This window comes from Citrobacter portucalensis (assembly GCF_023374935.1).
GTDB classification, from domain to species: domain Bacteria; phylum Pseudomonadota; class Gammaproteobacteria; order Enterobacterales; family Enterobacteriaceae; genus Citrobacter; species Citrobacter portucalensis.
Genome location: NZ_CP092466.1, coordinates 4983767 through 5008518, shown reverse-complemented (window position 1 = coordinate 5008518; position 24752 = coordinate 4983767). Strand labels below are relative to the sequence as shown.

The 24752-nt window shown below is 53.0% G+C and carries 24 protein-coding genes; 19 read left to right on the top strand and 5 right to left on the bottom strand.

Annotated features, from left to right (window positions below):
- The first annotated feature begins 17 nt into the window (after positions 1–17).
- Both recQ and rhtC read left to right on the top strand, forming a co-directional pair.
- Entirely contained in the window at positions 18–1847 is a 1830-nt protein-coding gene (recQ, locus tag LY264_RS24135; protein ID WP_008787089.1) for an ATP-dependent DNA helicase RecQ, read from the top strand.
- Positions 1848–1910: 63 nt separating this feature from the next.
- Positions 1911–2531, top strand: coding sequence for a threonine export protein RhtC (gene rhtC, locus LY264_RS24130; RefSeq protein ID WP_003828942.1), 621 nt, complete (start codon positions 1911–1913; stop codon positions 2529–2531).
- 38 nt (positions 2532–2569) lie between these two features.
- On the opposite strand, the gene LY264_RS24125 is transcribed toward rhtC, so the two are convergent.
- Both LY264_RS24125 and rhtB read right to left on the bottom strand, forming a co-directional pair.
- Positions 2570–3400: an Rpn family recombination-promoting nuclease/putative transposase gene (locus tag LY264_RS24125; RefSeq protein WP_048227525.1), complete on the bottom strand. Its 831-nt coding sequence runs from the start codon at positions 3398–3400 to the stop codon at positions 2570–2572.
- Between the two features lie 216 nt (positions 3401–3616).
- Positions 3617–4237 (bottom strand): homoserine/homoserine lactone efflux protein, encoded by a 621-nt coding sequence (rhtB, locus tag LY264_RS24120; RefSeq protein ID WP_003828938.1) that lies wholly within the window; start codon positions 4235–4237, stop codon positions 3617–3619.
- A gap of 110 nt (positions 4238–4347) precedes the next feature.
- Here rhtB and pldB point away from each other — a divergent pair, with 110 nt between their 5' ends.
- From pldB to LY264_RS24105, 3 genes are all read left to right on the top strand, one after another.
- On the top strand, positions 4348–5364 hold the full coding sequence (gene pldB, locus LY264_RS24115; protein WP_003017911.1) for a lysophospholipase L2: 1017 nt from the start codon (positions 4348–4350) through the stop codon (positions 5362–5364).
- A gap of 15 nt (positions 5365–5379) precedes the next feature.
- Entirely contained in the window at positions 5380–6180 is an 801-nt protein-coding gene (gene yigL / locus LY264_RS24110) for a sugar/pyridoxal phosphate phosphatase YigL (protein ID WP_008787091.1), read from the top strand.
- Between the two features lie 79 nt (positions 6181–6259).
- A complete protein-coding gene (locus tag LY264_RS24105) occupies positions 6260–7159 on the top strand; it encodes a carboxylate/amino acid/amine transporter (protein ID WP_008787092.1) in 900 nt (299 codons plus the stop codon).
- Here the strand turns inward: LY264_RS24105 and metR are convergent.
- Complete coding sequence (metR, locus tag LY264_RS24100; RefSeq protein ID WP_003017908.1) at positions 7047–8000, bottom strand: HTH-type transcriptional regulator MetR; 954 nt, start codon at positions 7998–8000, stop codon at positions 7047–7049. The two genes, LY264_RS24105 and metR, sit on opposite strands and share 113 nt — an antisense overlap.
- Before the next feature lie 235 nt (positions 8001–8235).
- Between metR and metE the strand changes: the two genes are divergently transcribed.
- The gene (gene metE, locus LY264_RS24095; RefSeq protein WP_048227526.1) at positions 8236–10497 is read left to right on the top strand and encodes a 5-methyltetrahydropteroyltriglutamate--homocysteine S-methyltransferase; all 2262 of its coding nucleotides are present in this window, start codon (positions 8236–8238) and stop codon (positions 10495–10497) included.
- Between the two features lie 96 nt (positions 10498–10593).
- Here the strand turns inward: metE and LY264_RS24090 are convergent, their stop codons facing one another.
- Entirely contained in the window at positions 10594–11400 is an 807-nt protein-coding gene (locus LY264_RS24090) for a dienelactone hydrolase family protein (RefSeq protein WP_003828924.1), read from the bottom strand.
- A 265-nt stretch (positions 11401–11665) separates the two neighbouring features.
- Between LY264_RS24090 and udp the strand changes: the two genes are divergently transcribed.
- The 9 genes from udp to tatD all read left to right on the top strand — a co-directional run bounded on the left by udp (position 11666) and on the right by tatD (position 19607).
- Positions 11666–12427, top strand: coding sequence for a uridine phosphorylase (udp, locus tag LY264_RS24085; RefSeq protein WP_003828923.1), 762 nt, complete (start codon positions 11666–11668; stop codon positions 12425–12427).
- A 140-nt stretch (positions 12428–12567) separates the two neighbouring features.
- Entirely contained in the window at positions 12568–13998 is a 1431-nt protein-coding gene (rmuC, locus tag LY264_RS24080) for a DNA recombination protein RmuC (RefSeq protein ID WP_122984006.1), read from the top strand.
- A gap of 94 nt (positions 13999–14092) precedes the next feature.
- Complete coding sequence (ubiE, locus tag LY264_RS24075) at positions 14093–14848, top strand: bifunctional demethylmenaquinone methyltransferase/2-methoxy-6-polyprenyl-1,4-benzoquinol methylase UbiE (RefSeq protein WP_003017897.1); 756 nt, start codon at positions 14093–14095, stop codon at positions 14846–14848.
- Between the two features lie 13 nt (positions 14849–14861).
- Positions 14862–15467, top strand: a complete 606-nt coding sequence (gene ubiJ / locus LY264_RS24070; RefSeq protein WP_048227527.1) for a ubiquinone biosynthesis protein UbiJ — start codon at positions 14862–14864, stop codon at positions 15465–15467.
- Entirely contained in the window at positions 15464–17104 is a 1641-nt protein-coding gene (gene ubiB / locus LY264_RS24065) for a ubiquinone biosynthesis regulatory protein kinase UbiB (RefSeq protein ID WP_003828916.1), read from the top strand. Before ubiJ ends, ubiB begins: the two co-directional genes overlap by 4 nt.
- A gap of 78 nt (positions 17105–17182) precedes the next feature.
- Positions 17183–17437: a Sec-independent protein translocase subunit TatA gene (tatA, locus tag LY264_RS24060; RefSeq protein ID WP_003017888.1), complete on the top strand. Its 255-nt coding sequence runs from the start codon at positions 17183–17185 to the stop codon at positions 17435–17437.
- A 3-nt stretch (positions 17438–17440) separates the two neighbouring features.
- Positions 17441–17989: a Sec-independent protein translocase protein TatB gene (gene tatB / locus LY264_RS24055; RefSeq protein WP_048227528.1), complete on the top strand. Its 549-nt coding sequence runs from the start codon at positions 17441–17443 to the stop codon at positions 17987–17989.
- Between the two features lie 2 nt (positions 17990–17991).
- On the top strand, positions 17992–18783 hold the full coding sequence (gene tatC, locus LY264_RS24050) for a Sec-independent protein translocase subunit TatC (protein ID WP_003828911.1): 792 nt from the start codon (positions 17992–17994) through the stop codon (positions 18781–18783).
- A gap of 41 nt (positions 18784–18824) precedes the next feature.
- Positions 18825–19607, top strand: a complete 783-nt coding sequence (gene tatD / locus LY264_RS24045) for a 3'-5' ssDNA/RNA exonuclease TatD (RefSeq protein ID WP_032945714.1) — start codon at positions 18825–18827, stop codon at positions 19605–19607.
- 5 nt (positions 19608–19612) lie between these two features.
- Here tatD and rfaH read toward each other — a convergent pair whose 3' ends face one another.
- Positions 19613–20101, bottom strand: coding sequence for a transcription/translation regulatory transformer protein RfaH (rfaH, locus tag LY264_RS24040; protein WP_048227529.1), 489 nt, complete (start codon positions 20099–20101; stop codon positions 19613–19615).
- Positions 20102–20305: 204 nt separating this feature from the next.
- On the opposite strand from rfaH, the gene ubiD reads away from it, so the two are divergent.
- From ubiD to LY264_RS24020, 4 genes are all read left to right on the top strand, one after another.
- Entirely contained in the window at positions 20306–21799 is a 1494-nt protein-coding gene (gene ubiD, locus LY264_RS24035; RefSeq protein WP_048227530.1) for a 4-hydroxy-3-polyprenylbenzoate decarboxylase, read from the top strand.
- A 40-nt stretch (positions 21800–21839) separates the two neighbouring features.
- A complete protein-coding gene (fre, locus tag LY264_RS24030; protein WP_003828903.1) occupies positions 21840–22541 on the top strand; it encodes an NAD(P)H-flavin reductase in 702 nt (233 codons plus the stop codon).
- Positions 22542–22769: 228 nt separating this feature from the next.
- A complete protein-coding gene (locus LY264_RS24025) occupies positions 22770–23696 on the top strand; it encodes an ROK family protein (protein WP_048227531.1) in 927 nt (308 codons plus the stop codon).
- Entirely contained in the window at positions 23693–24673 is a 981-nt protein-coding gene (locus LY264_RS24020; protein WP_048227532.1) for a LacI family DNA-binding transcriptional regulator, read from the top strand. Before LY264_RS24025 ends, LY264_RS24020 begins: the two co-directional genes overlap by 4 nt.
- The last annotated feature ends 79 nt before the right edge of the window (positions 24674–24752 follow it).

The following is a 24752-nucleotide window of genomic DNA, read 5'->3' as shown; positions in this document are numbered from 1 at the left end:
GGGCGAATGGGGTTAATGTGGCGCAGGCGGAAGTGTTGAATCTGGAAATGGGCGCTAAACAGGTTTTGCAGGAAACCTTTGGCTACCAACAGTTTCGCCCCGGTCAGGAAGAAATCATTGATACCGTGCTCTCTGGTCGCGACTGCCTGGTCGTTATGCCGACCGGCGGCGGTAAATCCCTGTGCTATCAAATTCCCGCATTATTGCTAAACGGACTCACCGTTGTTGTTTCCCCGCTGATTTCCCTGATGAAAGATCAGGTCGATCAACTGCTAGCCAACGGCGTGGCGGCGGCGTGCCTGAATTCTACTCAAAGTCGTGAACAACAGCTTGAGGTGATGGCGGGCTGTCGCAGCGGGCAGATTCGCTTACTGTATATTGCGCCCGAACGCCTGATGCTGGATAACTTCCTTGAGCATCTGGCGCACTGGAATCCGGTGCTGCTGGCGGTTGATGAAGCGCACTGTATTTCGCAGTGGGGGCATGATTTCCGCCCCGAGTACGCTGCGCTGGGCCAGTTACGTCAGCGTTTCCCGACGCTGCCGTTTGTGGCGCTGACCGCGACCGCGGATGAGACAACCCGGCTGGACATTGTGCGTCTGCTGGGACTGAACGATCCGTTAATTCAGATCAGCAGCTTTGACCGCCCGAACATTCGCTACATGCTGATGGAGAAGTTTAAGCCGCTCGATCAGCTGATGCGCTACGTGCAAGAGCAGCGCGGTAAGTCTGGCATTATCTATTGTAACAGTCGCGCCAAAGTCGAAGACACCGCCGCGCGTCTGCAAAGCCGTGGCATCAGCGCCGGGGCTTATCATGCCGGGCTGGAAAACGCCGTACGCGCCGAGGTGCAGGAGAAATTCCAGCGTGATGACCTGCAAATCGTAGTGGCGACCGTGGCGTTCGGTATGGGGATCAACAAACCTAACGTACGCTTCGTGGTGCATTTCGATATTCCGCGCAATATCGAATCCTATTACCAGGAAACCGGCCGCGCCGGGCGTGATGGCCTGCCTGCGGAAGCCATGCTGTTTTACGATCCGGCTGATATGGCATGGCTACGCCGTTGCCTCGAAGAGAAACCCGCTGGGCAACTGCTGGATATCGAACGGCATAAGCTCAATGCGATGGGGGCGTTTGCCGAGGCGCAGACCTGTCGTCGTCTGGTGCTGCTGAACTATTTTGGCGAAGGGCGTCAGGAGCCGTGTGGTAACTGCGACATCTGCCTCGACCCGCCAAAACAGTACGACGGACTTATGGATGCGCGCAAAGCGCTGTCGACGATTTACCGTGTTAACCAACGCTTCGGCATGGGGTACGTCGTGGAAGTGCTGCGCGGAGCGAATAACCAGCGTATTCGCGAACTGGCTCATGACAAACTGCCGGTCTATGGCATTGGTCGCGAGCAAAGCCACGAACACTGGGTGAGCGTTATTCGCCAGCTTATTCACCTGGGCCTGGTGACGCAGAATATTGCTCATCACTCCGCGTTACAGCTAACAGAAGCCGCGCGTCCGGTGTTGCGCGGTGACGTTGCGTTACAGCTTGCTGTACCACGTATTGTGGCGCTGAAACCGCGTGCGATGCAGAAATCCTTCGGTGGTAACTACGACCGCAAACTGTTCGCCAAATTGCGTAAGCTGCGTAAAGCCATTGCCGACGAAGAGAACATTCCGCCGTACGTGGTGTTCAACGACGCCACGCTGATTGAAATGGCGGAGCAGATGCCGGTTTCACCGAGTGAAATGCTAAGCGTCAACGGTGTGGGGATGCGGAAACTTGAGCGTTTCGGTAAAGAGTTTATGGCGCTTATTCGCGCACACGTTGATGGTGACGACGAAGAGTAGTCAGCCGGGCAAAAAAGTGCCAGGATGGTGACTCACTGAACTATTCCCCCGCGAGTCATTTTTATGTTAACGCTATTTTTCACCGTTGCGTTGGTGCATATCGTTGCGCTGATGAGCCCCGGTCCCGATTTCTTTTTTGTTTCTCAAACTGCGGTTAGCCGTTCGCGCAAAGAAGCTATGATGGGTGTGCTGGGCATTACCTGCGGCGTCATGGTCTGGGCTGGCGTGGCACTGCTCGGCCTGCATCTGATTATCGAAAAAATGGCCTGGCTGCATACCATTATTATGGTAGGCGGGGGGCTGTATCTGTGCTGGATGGGTTATCAGATGCTGCGCGGCGCGTTTAAAAAACAGGATGTTGCCGCGCCCACTCCGCAGGTGGAGCTGGCGCAGAGCGGACGCAGCTTTTTGAAAGGTCTGCTGACCAACCTGGCGAACCCTAAAGCCATTATCTATTTTGGCTCCGTCTTCTCATTGTTCGTTGGCGACAACGTGGGAACGGGCGCGCGTTGGGGGATCTTTGCTCTGATTATCGTGGAAACGTTGGCGTGGTTTACCGTGGTCGCCAGCCTGTTTGCGCTCCCGAAAATGCGTCGTGGCTATCAGCGTCTGGCGAAGTGGATTGATGGTTTTGCCGGTGCGCTGTTCGCAGGCTTCGGTATCCATCTGATTATTTCGCGCTAAGTTTGTTGCCCGCCTGGGAGTCCCAGGCGGTATGCGGCTTATTGCGCAAGCTTCTGTAGCTCATCCTTCGAAAGGCCGGTCATTTCCATAATCGCGTCGGTATCAAGACCTCGCTTGAGCATCGCTTTTGCTACATCAGTAAGGGCAATGCGCCTCCCTTCTTCACGGCCTATCTGCTTTAGTTGATCCGCCATTGTCATCAGTTTTTCTCCATGCTGCGGCACCCGCTGTGCCAGCTTATACAATAATGTCTGAACATCTTGTGTATTCCCTGCTTGCACCATGTAGTTTACCAGCACGGTTATTTGTTGTCCGCTCATCTTCTCCAGCATAAACAGGCGGGTAAGTTTATCCAGCAACTGCGCCATGTCGCGCTGGCGAATGTGTTTTTGTACTAATGTCAGCGCTGCCATACTGCGATGCTGCATGATCTCATCATCTGGAATAACCGTCACATCCACCAACGGAAATGGTGTGCTGTAAAGTTGAAGGGCGGTTCCAGAATCCTCAAAGTGATCCAGCCAGTTCATTGAGCCTTGCCATGGGCTTTGCTTGCCATGGTAAAAGAGCACTGGAATAACCAGCGGTAACGTGTCGTTTCCCGCCTCAAGATGACGTTGCATCGCTGCGATAGCGTAGCGCATCAGGCGAAATGACATGTGTTTATCCGGTGAGCTTTGATGCTCAATGAGCACGTGTACATAGCCATGCCCGCTGGTGGTTTCCAGTGAGTAGAGAATATCACTGAAATAGGGACGCAGTTCGTCCTCCACAAAACTGCCTGATTCCAGACGGAGCGTATCCAGTTTGCAGATTTTGATCAGCGAGGGCGGAAGATGAAGTTCGATAAAGTCCCGCGCGGTTTCCACGCGGGAGAGGAAGGTTTTAAATACTGCGTCATGTGGTGTTGTTACTTCCGCCTTCGTTAATCATCCGTGAGTGGTGAATATGGCAGCATTCTGGCATTAGCAATCAACGTCTAACAGTACAGGATAAAAGGCTTTTCTCCCTTTGCGGCGAAGTACGAAAAGCCATGTTCAGAGGCTCTTACAGATAGCATTTCATTGCGAGCGACGTTCCATTTGCTAGGCATGCCTTGCCGATGCCAGCAGGGCGCCTATCAGCATAAACAGCGAGCCAAACACTTTGTTGAGCGCCTTCATTTGCTTTGGCCCTTTAATCCAGCCAGCAATGCGCGTGGCCAACGTCGCGTAACCGATCATCACAATGATATCGACCACGATGGTCGTGACGCCAAGTACCACGTACTGCATCAACTGTGGTTCCTGCGGCAGGATGAACTGCGGGAACAGAGCGGCAAGAAAAACTATGCTCTTGGGATTGGTCAGATTAACAAAGACCGCGCGTTTGAACAGCCGGCTGCGCGATTGCGTATTCGCCATGGTATTCAGATCGATAGCACCCGCCGCGCGCCATTGCTGAATACCCAGCCAAATCAGATAGGCCGCTCCCGCCCACTTCAGCACCTCAAATGCGATCACTGAACGTGAAAATAGCGTTCCCAGTCCTACGCCAACCAGAACGATATGAATACCCAACCCGGTCTGCAAACCCGCAATCGACGCGCTGGCACCGCGATATCCGTGGCTGATGGCGGTGGTCATGGTATTGATTGCGCCAGAGCCTGGGGACAAGCTCAAAATAATAGAGGTCAGCAGGTAGGCGAACCACCATTCAAAGGTCATGAGAAACTCCCGGATTGTCTATTTTTATGCCACAATACGCTACTGCCGTTAGGTTGTGTCAGTGACGGCGAAAAAAACGATTTTACTTGGTCAGCGAGGCTGGATACCCGATGTTTCAGCAGCAAAAAGACTGGGAAACAAGAGAAAACGCGTTTGCTGCTTTTTCCATGGGGCCACTGACAGATTTCTGGCGTCAGCGGGAAGAAGCGGAATTTACGGGCGTGGATGATATTCCCGTACATTTTGTTCGTTTTCATGCAGAAAAAAACGATCGCGTCATCGTCGTCTGTCCTGGACGCATTGAAAGCTACGTGAAATACGCTGAACTGGCGTATGACCTGTTTCATTCTGGTTTTGACGTTCTCATTATCGATCACCGTGGCCAGGGGCGTTCCGGGCGTATGCTTTCGGATCCGCACCGCGGTCATGTCGATAACTTTAATGATTATGTCGACGATCTAACCGCCTTCTGGCAGCAGGAAGTGCTACCCGGCCCGTGGAGAAAACGCTATATCCTGGCGCATTCAATGGGCGGGGCGATTGCCACGTTATTCCTGCAACGCCACCCGAATCAGTGTGATGCCATCGCGCTTTGCGCACCGATGTTTGGTATTGTGATGCGCTTTCCCGACTGGATGGTGCGCCATATACTGGACTGGGCCGAAGGGCATCCGCGGATCCGCGAAGGCTATGCGATGGGAACCGGGCGCTGGCGGGCGCTGCCGTTCGGTATGAATGCGTTAACCCATAGTCGACAGCGCTATCGGCGCAATCTGCGCTTTTATGCTGATGAGCCGCGGTTGCGCGTTGGCGGTCCCACCTATCACTGGGTACGTGAAGGGATTCTGGCTGGCGAACAGGTTTTGGCTGGCGCCGGGGATGATGCGACGCCGACGCTGCTGATTCAGGCTGAAGAAGAGCGTGTGGTAGATAACCGCATGCACGATCGTTTTTGTGAACTCCGCGCCGCAGCAGGCCATCCTGTAGAAGGGGGGCAGCCGCTTGTCATTAAAGGCGCGTACCATGAGATCCTTTTTGAAAAGGACGCCATGCGCTCAGTCGCGCTTAACGCTATTGTTGAATTTTTCGACAAGCATAACTCATCCAGCGGAACCCGCTTTGCCTAGAGGTTGAATTTTCTTATGTATCAGGTTGTTGCGTCTGATTTAGACGGTACGCTGCTTTCTCCCGACCATACTCTGTCCCCTTATGCCAAAGAGACGCTGAAGTTATTGACCGCTCGCGGCGTTAACTTCGTGTTTGCGACTGGCCGTCATCATGTTGATGTGGGGCAAATTCGCGATAACCTCGGCATTAAAACCTACATGATCACGTCCAACGGCGCGCGCGTGCATGATTCTGACGGGAATCTGGTGTTTTCCCATAACCTGGATCGCGATATTGCCAGCGACCTGTTTGGCGTAGTGAATGCAAACCCGGACATCGTGACCAACGTATATCGTGATGATGAGTGGTTTATGAATCGCCATCGTCCGGACGAAATGCGTTTCTTCAAAGAAGCGGTGTTTAACTATTCACTGTTTGAACCTGCATTACTGGAGCCTGAGGGCGTCAGCAAAGTGTTCTTCACCACCGACTCTCACGAAAGGCTACTGCCGCTGGAGCAGGCGATCAACGCCCGCTGGGGCGATCGCGTCAACGTCAGCTTCTCTACGCTTACCTGTCTGGAAGTCATGGCTGGCGGCGTATCGAAAGGTCATGCGCTGGAAGCGGTAGCAAAAGCGATGGGCTACAGTCTGAAAGACTGCATCGCCTTTGGCGATGGGATGAACGATGCGGAAATGCTCTCCATGGCAGGTAAAGGCTGCATCATGGGCAACGCCCACCAGCGCCTGAAGGATCTGCACCCGGAACTGGAAGTCATTGGTCTTAATGCCGACGATGCCGTGCCACACTATCTGCGTGAACTGTTTTTGCAGTAACCTTCTGTTCGTTAGCTGACCAGTTGTCAACTAAAAACTCCGCTACAATGGGTGTACCTTTTGTTAAGAGACATCCATTGTGGCGTTACTCATCATTACCACAATTCTGTGGGCCTTTTCCTTTAGCCTGTTTGGCGAGTACCTTGCCGGCCATGTCGATAGCTATTTTGCGGTGCTGGTGCGCGTTGGGCTGGCGGCGTTGGTGTTCCTGCCGTTTTTACGTACTCGTGGGCACAGCGTAAAAACGATCGGGCTGTATATGCTGGTGGGGGCCATGCAGCTTGGCATTATGTACATGCTGAGTTTTCACGCCTATCTGTACCTGACGGTTTCAGAACTGCTGCTCTTTACCGTGCTGACGCCGCTCTACATTACGCTGATTTATGATCTGATGAGCGGACGTCGTCTGCGCTGGAGTTACGCCTTTAGTGCGTTACTGGCGGTGATTGGCGCGGGGATCATTCGTTACGATCAGGTGACCAGCCACTTCTGGACCGGTCTGCTGCTGGTGCAGTTGTCCAATATCAGCTTTGCCATTGGTATGGTGGGCTATAAACGTCTGATGGAGACGCGGCCAATGCCGCAGCACAACGCCTTTGCCTGGTTTTATATGGGCGCCTTTATGGTGGCTGTCGTGGCCTGGTTCATGCTGGGCAATGCGCAGAAAATGCCTGCAACCACGCTACAGTGGGGAATTCTGGTCTTTCTTGGCGTGGCGGCGTCCGGCATTGGTTACTTTATGTGGAACTACGGCGCGACCCAGGTGGATGCGGGCACGCTGGGCATCATGAACAATATGCATGTCCCTGCCGGACTGCTGGTTAACCTGGCTATCTGGCATCAACAACCTCACTGGCCAAGCTTCATCATTGGTGCGGCTGTGATAGTGGCTTCACTGTGGGTACATCGAAAGTGGGTCGTTCCGCACTCCGTACAAACGGTAGGTGATCGCAGGCGTGATTCCGCGCTGAGCGAATAAACGCTTCTGTGACCGGCTGTCGCTGCTCGCCATCACGCACGGCGGCGTACAGTCGGCTCCACAATCCATCACCCAGGGTTTTGGTCACTACCAGGCCCTGGCGTTCAAAACTCTCCACCACCCAGTGCGGTAATGCCGCGATACCCATTCTGGCTGCAACCATCTGAATCAGCAGCAAGGTGTTATCCACGCTTTTCAGCGACGGACTAACGCCTGCAGGCTGCAGAAAATGCCGCCATACATCCAGTCGACTCCGCTGTACCGGGTAAATCAGCAGCGTCTCGCTGGCCAAATCTTCCGGTGTGATTTGAGTTTTGCTGGCCAACGGATGGTCAGGCGCCAGTACCAGGCGGACTTCAAAATCAAACATCGGTGAGTAGTGCAATCCGCTGCGCGGCAGGATGTCGGAGGTTAACACCAGATCCAGCTCATCCTGCTGTAGCGCTGGTTGCGGATCGAACGTCACGCCGGATTTAAAGTCCATCTCCACCTGCGGCCAGTTGGCTCGAAAATTCTCCAGCGCGGGCGTCAGCCATTGAATACAACTGTGACATTCAATCGCGATTCGCAGCCGGGTTTGCTGCGGTTCGTTGCAGGCCTGCAGCGCACGACCAATTTGCGGCAACACCTGATTGGCTAACTGCAGCAGGATTTCTCCCTGCGGCGTAAAGCGCAGAGGCTGGCTTTTACGGATAAAAAGTCGAAAGCCAAGGCGCTGCTCCAGATCGCTGAACTGGTGAGAAAGGGCGGATTGGGTCTGATGCAACGTCGCCGCTGCGGCTGCCAGAGAACCACTATTCCGCAACGCCTGGAGCGTTTTCAGGTGTTTAATCTCGATCATGAAAGTCCTTCACTTCGGCATGAACAAATTGCGCTTGAGGAATATACAGTAACCGCCAATTATGGATGTGTAAACATCTGGACGGCTAAAATCCTTCGTCTTTTAAATTTATGGTGCGTTGGCTTCGTTTCCCCACCCCAGTCACTTACTTCAGTAAGCTCCTGGGGATGAGTAAACTTGCCGCCTTCCCTAAATTCAAAATCCATAGGATTTACATATAATTAGAGGAAGAAAAATGACAATATTGAATCACACCCTCGGTTTCCCTCGCGTTGGCCTGCGTCGCGAGTTGAAGAAAGCGCAAGAAAGCTACTGGGCGGGAAATTTTTCCCGTGAAGATTTGCTGACCGTTGGCCGCGAGCTGCGTGCCCGCCACTGGGATCAGCAGAAGCAGGCGGGCGTTGACCTGCTGCCGGTGGGTGATTTTGCCTGGTACGATCACGTGCTGACTACCAGCCTACTGCTCGGCAACGTTCCGGCTCGCCATCAAAATAAAGACGGCTCGGTCGATATCGATACCTTATTTCGCATTGGCCGTGGCCGCGCACCAACGGGTGAACCCGCGGCGGCGGCAGAAATGACCAAATGGTTTAACACCAACTATCACTACATGGTGCCAGAGTTCACTAAAGGTCAGCAGTTTAAACTGACCTGGACCCAACTGCTGGATGAAGTGGACGAAGCGCTGGCGCTCGGTCACAAGGTGAAGCCTGTGCTGCTGGGGCCGGTAACCTACCTGTGGTTGGGTAAAGTGAAAGGCGAACAGTTTGACCGCCTGAGCCTGTTGAACGACATTCTGCCGGTTTACCAGCAGGTGCTGGCCGAGCTGGCGAAACGCGGTATTGAGTGGGTGCAGATTGACGAACCCGCTCTGGTGCTGGAATTGCCGCAAGCGTGGCTGGACGCCTTCAAACCAGCTTATGACGCGCTGACGGGTCAGGTGAAGCTGCTACTGACCACTTACTTCGAAGGCGTAACGCCAAACCTGGATACCATTACCGCCCTGCCGGTACAGGGGCTGCACGTTGACTTCGTGCACGGCAAAGATGATGCAGCCGAGCTGCACACGCGTCTGCCAGCCGACTGGCTGCTGTCAGCGGGGCTGGTGAACGGCCGCAACGTCTGGCGTGCCGATCTCAGCGAAAAATACGCACAAATCAAAGATATCGTCGGGAAACGTAACCTGTGGGTGGCTTCTTCCTGCTCCCTGCTGCATAGCCCAATCGATCTCAGTGTGGAAACCCGCCTTGATGCAGAAGTGAAGAGCTGGTTTGCCTTCGCGTTGCAAAAGTGCGGCGAGCTGGCGCTGCTGCGCGATGCGTTGAATAGCGGTGATACGGCAGCAATTGTCGAGTGGAGCGCACCGATTCAGGCTCGTCGTCACTCTACCCGCGTACACAACGCCACAGTGGAAAAACGTCTGGCGGCAATCACCGCCCAGGACAGCCAGCGCGCTAACGCTTACCCGGTTCGTGCCGAGGCGCAACGTGCCCGCTTTAATCTGCCGGCATGGCCGACTACGACTATCGGTTCATTCCCGCAAACCACAGAAATTCGCGGCCTGCGCCTGGACTTCAAAAAGGGCAACCTGGATGCTGGTAACTATCGCACTGGAATTGCGGAACATATTAAACAGGCGATTGTTGAACAGGAACGTCTTGGTCTCGACGTGCTGGTACACGGTGAAGCCGAGCGTAATGACATGGTCGAATACTTTGGCGAACACCTGGACGGCTTCGTCTTTACCCAGAACGGTTGGGTGCAGAGCTACGGCTCTCGCTGCGTGAAGCCGCCGGTGGTGATTGGCGACGTCAGCCGCCCGGAAGCGATCACCGTGGAGTGGGCGAAATATGCCCAGTCGCTGACCGACAAACCGGTAAAAGGCATGCTGACCGGTCCGGTGACCATTCTCTGCTGGTCATTCCCGCGTGAAGACGTGACGCGTGAAACCATCGCGAAGCAGATCGCGCTGGCGCTGCGTGATGAAGTGGCGGATCTGGAAGCGGCGGGTATCGGCATCATCCAGATTGATGAACCGGCACTGCGCGAAGGTTTACCACTGCGTCGCAGCGACTGGGCGGCGTATCTGGAGTGGGGAGTGGAGGCCTTCCGCATTAACGCGGCGGTAGCGAAGGATGAAACCCAGATCCACACCCACATGTGTTATTGCGAGTTCAACGACATCATGGACTCCATTGCGGCGCTGGATGCGGACGTGATCACCATTGAAACCTCGCGCTCTGATATGGAGTTGCTGGAATCGTTTGAAGAGTTCGACTATCCGAATGAAATCGGGCCGGGCGTATATGATATTCACTCGCCGAACGTTCCGAGCGTGGAGTGGATTGAAGCCCTGTTGAAGAAAGCTGAGCAGCGCATTCCAGCAGAACGTCTGTGGGTGAACCCGGACTGCGGCCTGAAAACCCGCGGCTGGCCGGAAACCCGTGCCGCGCTGGCGAACATGGTCAAAGCGGCGCAGAATCTGCGTCAGGCGTAATTCGGTGCCCGGGAAGCGCTGGTGCTTACCCGGGTTACAGGAAATCGCAATAGTTGTAGGCCCGGTAAGACGTCGCTGCCACCGGGCAATTAACGTTTATTTCTTCCCACCGTATTGCACGAACCACTCCAGCATTCTCTGCCAACCGTCTTTCGCGGACTCTTCGTGATAGCTCGGGCGATAATCGGCGTTGAACGCATGTCCGGCATCGGGATAGACCACGATTTCCGCTTTAGCATTGGCGGCGCGTAGCGCCTGGCGCATTGTTTCAACGGTATCTTGCGGAATGCTGGTGTCCTGGCCGCCATAAAGCCCCAAAACGGGGGCGTTAAGATCGGTTGCGATATCAACGGGATGTTTTGGCGAGTTGAGGGTTTTGTCACCCACCAGTTTGCCATACCACGCCACGGCCGCTTTTAACTGCGGATTATGTGCGGCATACAGCCAGGTGATGCGTCCACCCCAGCAAAATCCGGTGATCATCAACTGGTGCGCATCTCCTCCGTTGCGGGAGGCCCAGCTAGCGACGTGGTCCAGATCGGCCAGTACCTGAGAGTCAGGCACTTTGGCGACAAGGCCACTAAGCAGCGTAGGGATATCGGCAAAGTCATTGGGATCGCCTTCGCGAAAATAGAGTTCTGGTGCGATAGCCAGATACCCTTCCAGAGCCAGACGACGGCAAACGTCACGAATGTGCTCATGAATACCAAAAATCTCCTGCACGACAATGACTACGGGCAGCAGGCCATCAGTCTGTTTTGGTCGTGCGTGATACGCTGGCATATCATCGCCTTGTGAAGGTATAGACGTTACACCGGCGATAATTGCATTATCCGGGGTGTGAACCGTGGTAGACGTCGGTGGAGATACAGCAGGTGCAAAGCCAGATTGTCGTGTTGTCATGGTATTCTCCGTACCCTTAAATATTCAGCAAAAAAGCGCATTGTTAACTATAGACACATGCAACGAACCACATTGCCTTAAACGGTCTATCTTTTGTGCAGGGCTTACTTATATCGCATCATTTATGTGATAAAGATCACTATTTAATGGTAATCGAATGCAATTGATTTACATCATAGTGATGACTGTCACGAAAATATGTTTATGCCTTCGGTAAAGTATGTTTTTGCTTCTTCTGACAAAACCGATTCACAGAGGAGTTTTTATGTCTAAGTCTGATGTTTTTCATCTCGGCCTCACTAAGAACGATTTACAAGGGGCTACGCTTGCTATCGTCCCTGGCGACCCGGAGCGTGTGGAAAAGATCGCCGCGCTGATGGATAAGCCGGTTAAGCTGGCATCTCATCGCGAGTTCACCACCTGGCGTGCTGAGCTGGATGGTAAAGCCGTGATCGTTTGCTCTACCGGTATCGGCGGCCCGTCCACCTCTATTGCCGTAGAAGAACTGGCACAGCTGGGCATTCGTACCTTCCTGCGTATCGGTACGACTGGCGCTATCCAGCCGCATATCAACGTGGGTGATGTACTGGTTACCACTGCGTCTGTTCGTCTGGACGGTGCAAGCCTACACTTCGCACCAATGGAATTCCCGGCCGTTGCGGACTTCGAGTGCACCACCGCGCTGGTGGAAGCGGCGAAATCTATCGGCGCCACCACTCACGTGGGTGTTACTGCGTCTTCTGACACCTTCTACCCAGGCCAGGAGCGTTATGACACCTTCTCTGGTCGCGTCGTGAGCCGTTTCAAAGGCTCAATGGAAGAGTGGCAGTCTATGGGCGTCATGAACTACGAAATGGAATCTGCTACGCTGCTGACCATGTGCGCAAGCCAGGGTCTGCGTGCCGGTATGGTCGCAGGTGTTATCGTGAACCGTACTCAGCAAGAGATCCCTAATGCGGAAACGATGAAACAAACGGAAAGCCACGCGGTGAAAATCGTGGTAGAAGCCGCGCGTCGTTTACTGTAATTCTCCCTTCTATTCAAAAAGGCCGACGCGTTCGGCCTTTTTATTTTGCGTAGTGCCTCGCAGGAAATTCCTTTTAAACTGGACGTTTATACAGCACAATTCTATTTTGAGCGGGTAAGTCGTTGCTGTAAGGGGGCGTTGTGGATATTTCAATTATGATGAGTGCCATGTTGGCGTTAGCCGCAGGGCTACTGGTAGGGTGGCTGGCGACAAAAGCACGCGCCGATCAAATCCGTGCCGACCTCATCGAAGAGCGACGTGAACTGGATATTGCGCTAAGCGCCGCTCGCCAGCAGCTCTCGCAGGAAGCTCACTGGCGTGATGAGTGCGAACTACTCAATAACGAATTACGCAGTCTGCACAGTATCAACACCTCTCTGGAAGCCGATCTCCGTGAAGTCACTACCCGGCTGGAAGCAACGCAACAGCATGCGGAAGATAAAATCCGCCAGATGATCAACAGCGAACAGCGTCTGAGCGAACAGTTTGAAAATCTGGCGAATCGTATTTTTGAGCACAGCAACCGCCGTGTTGATGAGCAAAATCGCCAAAGTCTGAACAGCCTGCTTGCGCCGCTTCGTGAACAACTGGACGGTTTTCGTCGCCAGGTTCAGGATAGCTTTGGTAAAGAGGCGCAAGAACGCCATACCCTGGCACACGAAATTCGTAATCTCCAGCAACTGAATGCGCAGATGGCGCAGGAAGCGGTAAACCTGACGCGGGCATTAAAAGGCGATAACAAAACGCAGGGTAATTGGGGAGAGGTCGTACTCACGCGGGTACTCGAAGCCTCTGGTCTGCGTGAGGGTTATGAATATGAAACCCAGGTCAGCATCGAAAACGACGCCCGTTCGCGAATGCAGCCTGATGTCATCGTTCGGCTACCGCAGGGTAAAGATGTGGTGATCGATGCGAAAATGACGCTGGTCGCCTATGAGCGCTATTTTAACGCAGAAGATGAATACACCCGCGAAAGTGCATTGCAGGAGCACATCGCCTCGGTGCGCAACCATATTCGACTACTGGGGCGCAAAGATTATCAGCAGCTTCCTGGGCTGCGTACGCTTGACTATGTGTTGATGTTTATCCCCGTTGAGCCCGCTTTTTTGCTGGCGCTCGACAGACAGCCCGAACTGATTACCGAAGCGCTTAGAAATAACATTATGCTGGTGAGCCCTACCACGCTGTTGGTGGCATTGCGCACGATCGCCAACCTGTGGCGCTACGAGCATCAGAGTCGTAATGCGCAACAAATTGCCGATCGGGCCAGCAAACTTTATGACAAGATGCGGTTGTTTGTGGATGATATGTCGGCAATAGGTCAAAGCCTGGACAAAGCCCAGGACAACTACCGACAGGCGATGAAAAAACTCTCTTCCGGTCGTGGAAATGTCCTGTCGCAGGCAGAAGCGTTTCGTAGTTTAGGCGTGGAAATTAAGCGCGAGATAAATCCTGAGCTGGCTGAACAAGCGACTACACAGGATGAAGAATACCGCTTGCGCTCGGTCCCTGAGACGCAACAAGATGCGTCTTACCCCGAGGATGAAGCGGCAAATCAGCAATCAAACTAGTCCATTTGGGGTAGTTGAACCCGGCAGAAGGGTAGGGCAAATTGGCCCAATCTGTTACACTTCTCGAACATTTTTTGGATGAGCAGGCACTGAGATGGTGGATAATTCACAAGAAACGACGCACTTTGGCTTTCAGACCGTCGCTAAAGAGCAGAAAGCTGACATGGTGGCCCACGTTTTTCATTCTGTGGCGTCTAAATATGACGTTATGAATGACTTAATGTCATTTGGCATTCATCGTTTGTGGAAGCGCTTCACCATTGATTGCAGTGGCGTGCGTCGCGGGCAAACCGTTCTCGATTTAGCAGGCGGTACCGGCGATCTGACGGCGAAATTCTCTCGCATGGTTGGTGAAACCGGCAAAGTTGTGCTGGCGGATATCAATGACTCAATGCTCAAAATGGGTCGCGAAAAGCTGCGTAATATTGGCGTGGTAGGTAACGTTGAGTACGTTCAGGCGAATGCGGAAGCATTACCTTTCCCTGACAACACGTTTGACTGCATCACCATCTCTTTCGGTCTGCGCAACGTAACGGATAAAGACAAAGCATTACGCTCCATGTACCGCGTATTGAAGCCAGGCGGACGTCTACTGGTGCTGGAATTCTCCAAACCCATCATCGAACCGTTGAGCAAAGCCTACGACGCATACTCTTTCCATGTTCTGCCTCGCATAGGTTCAATGGTAGCAAGCGATGCGGACAGCTACCGTTATTTGGCGGAGTCCATCCGTATGCATCCCGATCAGGACACCTTAAAAGCAATGATGCAAGATGCCGGGTTCGAAAGCGTTGATTACTACAACCTGACAGCAGGTGTCGTTGCGCTGCATCGTGGTTACAAGTTCTGACAGGAGAGTGGGGATGCCTTTAAAACCCTTAGTAACCGCAGGCGTTGAAAATCTGCTCAACACCTTTCTGTACAGTTCTCCTGCGCTGAAGTCAGCCCGAACGCGTTTACAGGGTAAGGTGCTGCGTGTTGATCTCAAAGGATTTTCAACACCGTTAGTCCTGGTATTTAGCGAGCGCCAGGTCGATGTGCTGGGGGCATGGGAAGGCGAAGCCGATTGCACCGTAATCACATATGCCAGTGTGTTACCGAAATTGCGTGATCGACAGCAACTCACCACGCTTATCCGCAGCGGTGAGCTGGAAGTCCAGGGCGATATCCAGGTAGTACAGAACTTTGTTGCGCTGGCCGATCTGGCGGAGTTGGATCCTGCAGAACTGTTAGCACCCTATACCGGCGATATCGTCGCGGAAGGGGTCAGCAAAGTCTTGCGTGGTGGAGCGAAGTTCCTGTGCCATAACTTTCAGCGCCAGCAGCGCTATGTCGCCGAAGCGATCACTGAAGAGTGGCGCATGGCTCCTGGTCCACTAGAGGTTGCATGGTTTGCTGAAGAAACAGCAGCCGTTGAGCGCGCGGTTGAATCTCTGGCCAAACGGCTGGAAAAACTGGAGGCCAAATGACGCCAGGTGAAGTACGGCGCCTTTATTTCATCATTCGCACTTTTTTAAGCTACGGTCTTGATGAACTCATCCCCAAAATGCGAATCACGCTGCCGCTTCGGTTGTGGCGTTACTCGTTGTTCTGGATGCCCAACCGACATAAAGACAAACCGCTGGGAGAAAGGCTGAGACTGGCTTTACAGGAACTCGGCCCGGTGTGGATCAAATTTGGGCAAATGCTCTCTACCCGTCGTGACCTTTTCCCTCCGCACATCGCCGATCAGCTTGCGCTATTGCAGGATCGGGTTGCCCCGTTCGATGGGCTTAGAGCGAAAAAACAAATCGAAGAGGCTATGGGCGGGCTGCCCGTTGAGGAATGGTTTGATGATTTTGAAATCACGCCACTGGCATCTGCGTCTGTTGCTCAGGTCCACACTGCGCGATTGAAATCGAATGGCAAAGAGGTGGTGATCAAAGTTATTCGCCCGGACATACTTCCGGTCATCAAAGCGGATTTAAAACTGATCTACCGCCTGGCTCGTTGGGTTCCTCGTCTGCTGCCAGATGGGCGTCGCCTGCGACCAACAGAAGTCGTCCGTGAATATGAAAAAACGTTGATCGATGAACTGAATCTGCTGCGCGAATCGGCGAACGCCATTCAGCTACGACGTAATTTTGAAGATAGTCCGATGCTGTACATCCCGGAAGTGTATTCCGACTACTGCAGTCAGAACATGATGGTGATGGAGCGCATTTACGGCATCCCGGTTTCAGATGTCACCACGCTTGAGAAGAACGGCACCAATATGAAACTGTTGGCCGAGCGTGGTGTTCAGGTCTTCTTTACTCAGGTATTCCGCGACAGCTTTTTCCATGCGGATATGCACCCCGGGAACATTTTTGTCAGTTATGAGCACCCTGAAAACCCGAAATACATTGGTATTGATTGTGGGATTGTGGGCTCTTTAAACAAAGAAGATAAGCGCTACCTGGCTGAAAACTTCATTGCGTTCTTTAACCGCGATTACCGCAAAGTTGCTGAACTGCACGTGGATTCTGGTTGGGTTCCGCCGGATACCAACGTAGAAGAGTTTGAATTTGCCATTCGTACCGTGTGCGAGCCGATTTTTGAAAAGCCGCTGGCGGAGATTTCCTTTGGTCACGTGCTGTTGAATCTGTTCAACACTGCGCGCCGCTTCAATATGGAAGTTCAGCCTCAACTGGTATTGCTCCAGAAGACGCTACTGTACGTTGAAGGTGTCGGACGACAACTCTACCCTCAGTTAGATTTGTGGAAAACGGCTAAGCCATTCCTCGAATCCTGGATTAAAGATCAGGTCGGTATTCCGGCGCTCGTTAGGGCATTTAAAGAAAAAGCACCGTTCTGGGTCGAAAAAATGCCAGAAATACCTGAACTGGTGTATGACAGTTTGCGCCAGGGCAAATATTTACAGCACAGTGTTGATAAGATTGCCCGCGAGCTTCACGCGAATCATGTACGCCAGGGACAATCCCGTTATTTATTGGGCATTGGCGCAACATTGTTGCTAAGTGGAACATTCCTGCTGGTAAGCCGCCCTGAGTGGGGGCTTATGCCGGGCTGGTTAATGGCGGGAGGCGTCATAGCCTGGTTGATCGGCTGGCGCAAAATGCGCTGAATTTTTCATCGCCCAAGGCAGGTCGTGTAACGTATACTACGGCCTTATTAATTCATCATCTATGACAGAGGAACATGTATGGGTGGTATCAGTATTTGGCAGTTGTTGATCATTGCCGTCATCGTTGTACTGCTATTTGGCACCAAGAAACTCGGCTCCATCGGTTCCGATCTTGGCGCGTCGATCAAAGGCTTCAAAAAAGCGATGGGTGATGATGAGCCTAAGCAAGATAAAACCAGCCAGGACGCTGATTTTACTGCTAAATCCATCACCGATAAGCAGGGTGAAGTGAAAAAGGAAGACGCCAAAAGCCAAGATAAAGAGCAGGTATAATCCGTGTTTGATATCGGTTTTAGCGAACTGTTATTGGTGTTCGTGATCGGCCTCATTGTTCTGGGGCCGCAACGATTACCTGTAGCGGTAAAAACGGTTGCTGGCTGGGTTCGCGCTTTGCGTTCCCTTGCAACTACTGTTCAGAATGAACTGACCCAGGAGCTTAAGCTTCAGGAGTTTCAGGACAGCCTGAAGAAAGTAGAGAAAGCGAGCCTGACAAATCTGACCCCGGAGCTGAAAGCGTCAATGGATGAGCTGCGTGAAGCGGCGGAATCGATGAAGCGTTCTTACAGCGTGCACGATCCTGAGAAAGCGAGCGATGAAGCGCACACTATCCATAATCCGGTGGTGAAAGAAGGTGAAGCGCAGCGAGAAGGGGTAACCCCTGCCGCCGCTGAAAACCAGGCCAGTTCGCCGGAGCAAAAACCGGAATCCACGGGTGCTAAAACGCCAGAGCAGACGGAAAACACTTCCGCCACGTTGATGGATGCAGAAAAGAAAGCTGCCGCACCTGTTGTCGAATCCTCCCCCTCGTCGAGTGATAAACCGTAAACATGGCTGTAGAAGATACCCAACCGCTCATTACGCATCTTATCGAGCTGCGTAAGCGACTCCTGAACTGCATTATTGCGGTTATCGTGATCTTTCTGGCGTTGGTTTACTTTGCCAACGACATTTACCATATGGTTGCGGCACCGCTGATTAAACAGATGCCGCAAGGTGCAACGATGATCGCCACCGATGTGGCCTCACCGTTCTTTACCCCTATAAAGTTAACCTTCATGGTGTCGCTGATCCTGTCAGCGCCAGTGATCCTCTACCAGGTATGGGCATTTATTGCGCCTGCTTTGTACAAACATGAACGTCGCCTGGTTGTGCCGCTGCTGGTCTCCAGCTCGTTGTTGTTCTACATCGGCATGGCATTCGCCTATTTTGTCGTCTTCCCGTTGGCGTTTGGTTTTCTGGCTAACACGGCTCCGCAAGGCGTGCAGGTATCGACGGACATTGCCAGCTATCTCAGCTTCGTCATGGCGCTATTTATGGCTTTCGGTGTCTCTTTTGAGGTCCCTGTCGCCATTGTGCTGCTATGCTGGATGGGCATTACGACACCTGAAGATTTACGTAAGAAACGACCTTACGTTGTGGTGGGAGCATTCGTCGTCGGGATGTTACTGACCCCGCCAGATGTCTTCTCGCAAACGTTGTTGGCGATACCGATGTACTGCCTGTTTGAAGTGGGCGTTTTCTTCTCTCGTTTCTATGTCGGTAAGCGACGTACGCGAGATGAGGACAACGAGGCTGAAGAAGCAAAAGAAGCCGAAGCCACCGAGAAAACAGAAGAGTAAATTCAACCGCCCGTCAGGGCGGTTGTCATATGGGAGGTAGCATGTTTGATATTGGCGTTAATTTAACCAGTTCACAATTTGCGAAAGACAGGGATGATGTTGTGGCGCGCGCCTTTGCTGCGGGCGTAAACGGTATGCTTCTGACCGGAACAAACCTGCACGAAAGCCAGCAGGCGCTGAAGTTGGCGCAACATTATCCGCATTGCTGGTCCACGGCTGGCGTGCACCCGCATGACAGTAGCCAATGGCAATCCTCAACGGAAGACGAGATTATCGCGCTGGCAAACCAGTCTGAGGTGGTCGCTATTGGCGAGTGCGGTCTGGATTTCAATCGCAATTTCTCCACGCCACAGGAGCAGGAACGTGCTTTTGAGGCACAACTGCGCATTGCCGCTGAACTGCAGATGCCGGTTTTCATGCATTGTCGGGATGCCCATGAGCGTTTTCTGACGTTGCTGGAGCCGTGGCTGGATAGTCTCCCGGGCGCGGTGCTGCACTGTTTTACCGGAACGCGGCAGGAGATGCAGGATTGTGTGGACCGAGGGCTTTATATTGGTATTACCGGCTGGGTCTGTGATGAGCGCCGTGGGATGGAACTGCGGGAACTGCTGCCGTTTATTCCGGTAGAAAGACTACTGATCGAAACCGATGCGCCTTACCTACTTCCTCGCGACTTAACGCCTAAACCGACGTCACGGCGCAATGAACCGGCGCACCTGCCACATATTCTTGAGCGTATTGCCCACTGGCGCGGAGAAGATCCTCAATGGCTGTCAGCAACCATTGATGCTAACGTCCGAACGTTGTTCGAAGTGACCTTCTAAACGGCTTAAATTTTTCGAAAACCGGTATTTTTCACGCTCTGCTTAACTTCTTTATTCAACAGGTTAAGCAGTAGCATGGAACGCGTTTCGCCATCCGGTTCGGTGAAGATCGCTTTTAGCCCCTCAAATGCCCCTTCAGTAATAATCACGCTGTCCCCTGGCTGAGGAGTTTGCGGGTCCACAATACCTTCAGGCTTGTAGATAGAAAGCTGGTGAATAACGGGAGAAGGGACGGTCGCAGGCGTCGCGCCAAAACGGACGAAATGGCTGACACCACGCGTGGCATTGATAGTGGTGGTGTGGATCACTTCCGGGTCGAACTCGACAAACATGTAATTAGGGAATAGTGGTTCACTGACTGTGGTACGTTTACCGCGCACTATTTTTTCCAGGGTGATCATAGGCGTCAGACAGTTCACCGCCTGTCTTTCCAGGTGTTCCTGGGCTCTCTGAAGTTGCCCACGTTTGCAGTACAGTAAATACCAGGATTGCATAATAACTCTTATCCGCTTGTTCTGAGCGCAAGCATAGCAAAAGCCATGCGTTAAGTTAATTATACCCACCTCAATGCAGGCTGAAACCCAATGGGTATATACGCCCGGGGCTTATATGTATCGCCAGAGTTCACGCTAATTTAACAAAAATACAGCATCACAATGATGAACGCCGTATAATGAAGCGCTTACGAAGAGGCCACAATGGACGCCATGAAATATCACGATTTACGCGACTTCCTGACGCTGCTTGAACAGCAGGGCGAGCTCAAACGCATTTCGCTTGAGGTGGATCCCCATCTGGAAATTACTGAAATTGCCGATCGCACTCTGCGTGCCGGTGGGCCTGCGTTACTGTTTGAGAATCCGAAAGGCTATTCAATGCCGGTGCTGTGTAACCTGTTTGGCACACCAAAGCGTGTTGCGATGGGGATGGGACAAGAAGATGTCTCGGCGCTACGAGAAGTCGGTAAACTGTTGGCGTTTTTGAAAGAGCCAGAGCCACCGAAAGGATTCCGCGATCTGTTTGATAAGCTGCCGCAGTTTAAGCAGGTGTTGAACATGCCGACTAAGCGGTTGCGCGGTGCGCCTTGTCAGCAAAAAATCTACTCGGGCGATGACGTTGATTTAAACTGCATTCCGATTATGACCTGCTGGCCGGAAGATGCCGCGCCGCTGATTACCTGGGGGCTCACCGTGACGCGTGGTCCGCATAAAGAGCGGCAGAATCTGGGCATCTATCGTCAGCAGCTGATTGGCAAAAACAAGCTCATTATGCGCTGGCTGTCCCATCGCGGCGGCGCGCTTGATTACCAGGAGTGGTGCGCAGCGCATCCGGGCGAACGCTTCCCGGTTTCTGTGGCGTTAGGAGCAGATCCTGCGACCATTCTGGGGGCCGTGACGCCGGTCCCTGATACATTATCCGAGTACGCATTTGCCGGGCTGTTGCGCGGAACCAAGACCGAAGTGGTTAAATGTATTTCCAACGACCTGGAAGTGCCTGCCAGCGCTGAAATCGTGCTGGAAGGGTATATTGAACCGGGCGAGCTGGCTCCGGAAGGGCCGTATGGCGATCATACCGGCTACTACAACGAAGTAGATAGCTTCCCGGTCTTTACCGTCACGCACATTACCCAGCGTGAAGATGCAATTTATCACTCTACCTATACCGGACGCCCGCCAGATGAACCCGCGGTGCTCGGCGTGGCGCTGAACGAAGTCTTCGTGCCTATTCTGCAAAAGCAGTTCCCGGAAATCGTCGATTTTTATCTACCTCCGGAAGGCTGTTCTTATCGCCTGGCCGTCGTGACGATGAAAAAACAGTACGCTGGTCATGCCAAACGCGTCATGATGGGCGTTTGGTCGTTTTTGCGTCAGTTTATGTACACCAAATTTGTTATTGTTTGCGATGATGACGTCAACGCACGCGACTGGAATGATGTGATTTGGGCAATTACTACCCGTATGGACCCGGCCCGGGATACGGTACTGGTAGAGAATACGCCAATTGATTACCTGGACTTTGCCTCGCCGGTTTCCGGCCTTGGTTCAAAAATGGGGCTGGATGCCACAAATAAATGGCCGGGCGAAACCCAACGCGAATGGGGACGTCCGATTAAAAAGGATCCTGAAGTGACTGCGCGCATTGACGCAATTTGGGATGAACTGGCCATCTTTAATGACGGCAAAAGCGCCTGAGGCGCGATCGTTTTGCCTATTGATCCGACAGAGAGAGCGCATGACAACCTTAAGCTGTAAAGTGACCTCGGTAGAAGCTATCACTGACACCGTATATCGCGTTCGTTTAGTGCCAGACGCGGCGTTTTCCTTTCGTGCTGGCCAGTATTTAATGGTCGTGATGGATGAAAGGGATAAGCGTCCGTTCTCCATGGCATCAACGCCGGACGAGCAAGGATTCATTGAGCTGCATGTTGGCGCCTCTGAGCTAAATCTTTACGCCATGGCTGTGATGGACCGTATTCTGAAAGACCGGGAAATCAAGGTCGACATTCCGCATGGCGAAGCCTGGCTGCGAGATGAAGACGAGCGCCCGCTGATCCTGATTGCCGGTGGTACAGGTTTCTCTTACGTGCGTTCTATTCTGCTTACCGCGCTGGCGCGTAATCCAAATCGCGATATCACCATTTACTGGGGTGGTCGCGAGGAGAAGCATCTCTACGATCTCTCCGAGCTGGAAGCGCTGTCTGTGAACCACCCGAATCTGCGCGTTGAGCCGGTGGTGGAACAGCCTGAAGACGGCTGGCGTGGTCGTACGGGAACCGTGTTAACGGCAGTATTGCAGGATTACGGCACCCTGGCGGAGCATGATATCTACATTGCCGGGCGTTTTGAAATGGCCAAAATCGCGCGCGATCTCTTCTGTAATGAGCGCAGTGCGCGTGAAGATCGCCTGTTTGGCGACGCTTTCGCGTTCATTTAAGCGCTGTGCGCCGGAGTCCTTCCGGCGCATTCCTCACCAACCTTACTTCTTCTAACAGGGTGCAAGCCCGGTCTCGTTGTTTCTCTTTTTCACCACGTTTTTTAGTAAACATGTTTTTCCTATCTATTAATCACAAATCTTAGCTTTTGTGACAGGTCTCTTTTTGTTTAGTAAACAAAATTGGCAAACTAGACGCAATCAAATTGCAAGGCGCAAACGAGGAAGACCATGAGACTCGGACTGGATATTGGCGGGACTAAAATCGAAGCGGTGGTGATTGATAACGCGGGTGAAATTGTTTACCGCGAGCGATGCGCGACACCAAAGCAGAGTTACGGTGATTTTTTCCAGGCCGTGACGGAGATGATTGCTAAGGCCAGACTGGCCGTTAATCAGCCTTTCTCGGTTGGCGTTGGGGTGCCCGGTGCGGTGGATAGCGAGGGGTTAATTAAGAACTCCAACATCCTGGTGCTGAATCAACAGGCCTTTGCGCAAGACCTTGAGCGAGCATCAGGAATGCCAGTGCCGGTTACCAATGATGCCAACTGCTTTACCTTGTCGGAAGCGATGGACGGTAGCGGACACGGGCATAGCGTGGTATTTGGCGTGATCCTCGGTACCGGTTGCGGCGGTGGACTATGCATCGATAACCGCTTGATCTCTGGACCTAACGCCTGCGCAGGAGAGTGGGGGCATAATGCCTTGCCGCGTTATCATGAATCCCGGGATGGGGCCGCAGTGACATGCTATTGTGGGCAGTTGAACTGCATCGAGAGCTTTATTTCTGGCAGCGGCCTGGAACGCCAGTATTTGAATCACACCGCGCAACATGCGGGTGTGCCACAAATTATGCAACAGGTAGAATCGGGTGATGCAGATGCCTGTTTGTTATGGGAACGCTATTGCGATCAACTGGCGCGTGCGTTGGCAAGCGTGGTGAATACGCTCGATCCCGATGTCATTGTGTTGGGGGGCGGGGTATCTAATATCGATTTACTGTATTCGGGTTTACAGGCGCGAGTGGCGCAGTACGTATTTGGTAAGCAGTGCCGCACACCGATAGTTCGGGCCCGTCACGGCGACAGCAGCGGCGTACGCGGCGCGGCCTGGCTGGGGGCGCAACAAGCCATAGTAGAATCAATGAGAGTGAAATGACGAAACCTGTACGTATCAGAGATATTGCCGAAGCTTGTGGTGTTTCAGTTGGTGCAGTTTCCCGCGCCCTAAAAGGGCAGCCGGGGCTGCGTGAAGACACCCGGCTGCGCATTATTTCTGTGGCGCAGCAGCAGGGTTATGATTTTTCCCGTCTGCGCACTGACAAGATCAAACGCGTCCTGTTTTTGCTTCACCGCCAGCACAATATCAGCCGGGCATTGCCATTTTATTCTCAACTGCTGCTGGGCATAGAAGATAATTGTCGTGACCATGGTATTGCGCTGAGCTTTCTCTCCATTGGCCCAGGCGATGCAGTAAGTGAGCAGGCGCTGCTGCACCAGCCTGATGCACTGATCTGTGCCGGATTTTTTGAGCCTGAATTACTTGGTTTGCTGCAACAGATGAAGCTGCCGTTGGTGCTGGTGGATCTCTGGGCGCCGGACCTGCCTTGCGTGAATCCGGACAACACCCAGGGCGGTTATCTGGCTACACAACATTTGATTGCACAAGGTCGCAGCCGTATTGCTTTTCTTGCCAGCACGCTTGCGCACTACAGCATCCGTCAGCGCGAGAAGGGTTACCGTCAGGCATTGTATGAGGCCCGTTTGCTGATGCCGCCAGAGTATGAAGCCATTGCGCCGCCGCTGCTGGATACCGAGCAATCTTTGGTGGAGGCGGTGAATGAATTGCTCAGTCTGCCAGAGCCGCCCGACGCTATTTTTGCCTATAACGATGCGGCAGCGCTGGTTGTTCAACGGGTGTGTGCGCAGCAGGGTATACGTATCCCGGAAGATCTTGCGCTGGTTGGGTTTGATGATATCGATGCTGCGGCCTGGTCACATCCACCACTCACCACCATTGCGGTTGATAAACAACAATTGGGGCGTGAAGCGCTGCGTTTATTGCTGGAAGAAAATCAGGAAGAGAATCTGCTGTTGCCGGTGCAGTTAGTGGTACGTGGTAGTTCAGAGAAATAAAAAACCCGCCCCTGACAGGCGGGAAGAACGGCAACTAAATTGTTATACAATGGCATTTGTGTTGTAGGCCGGATAAGAC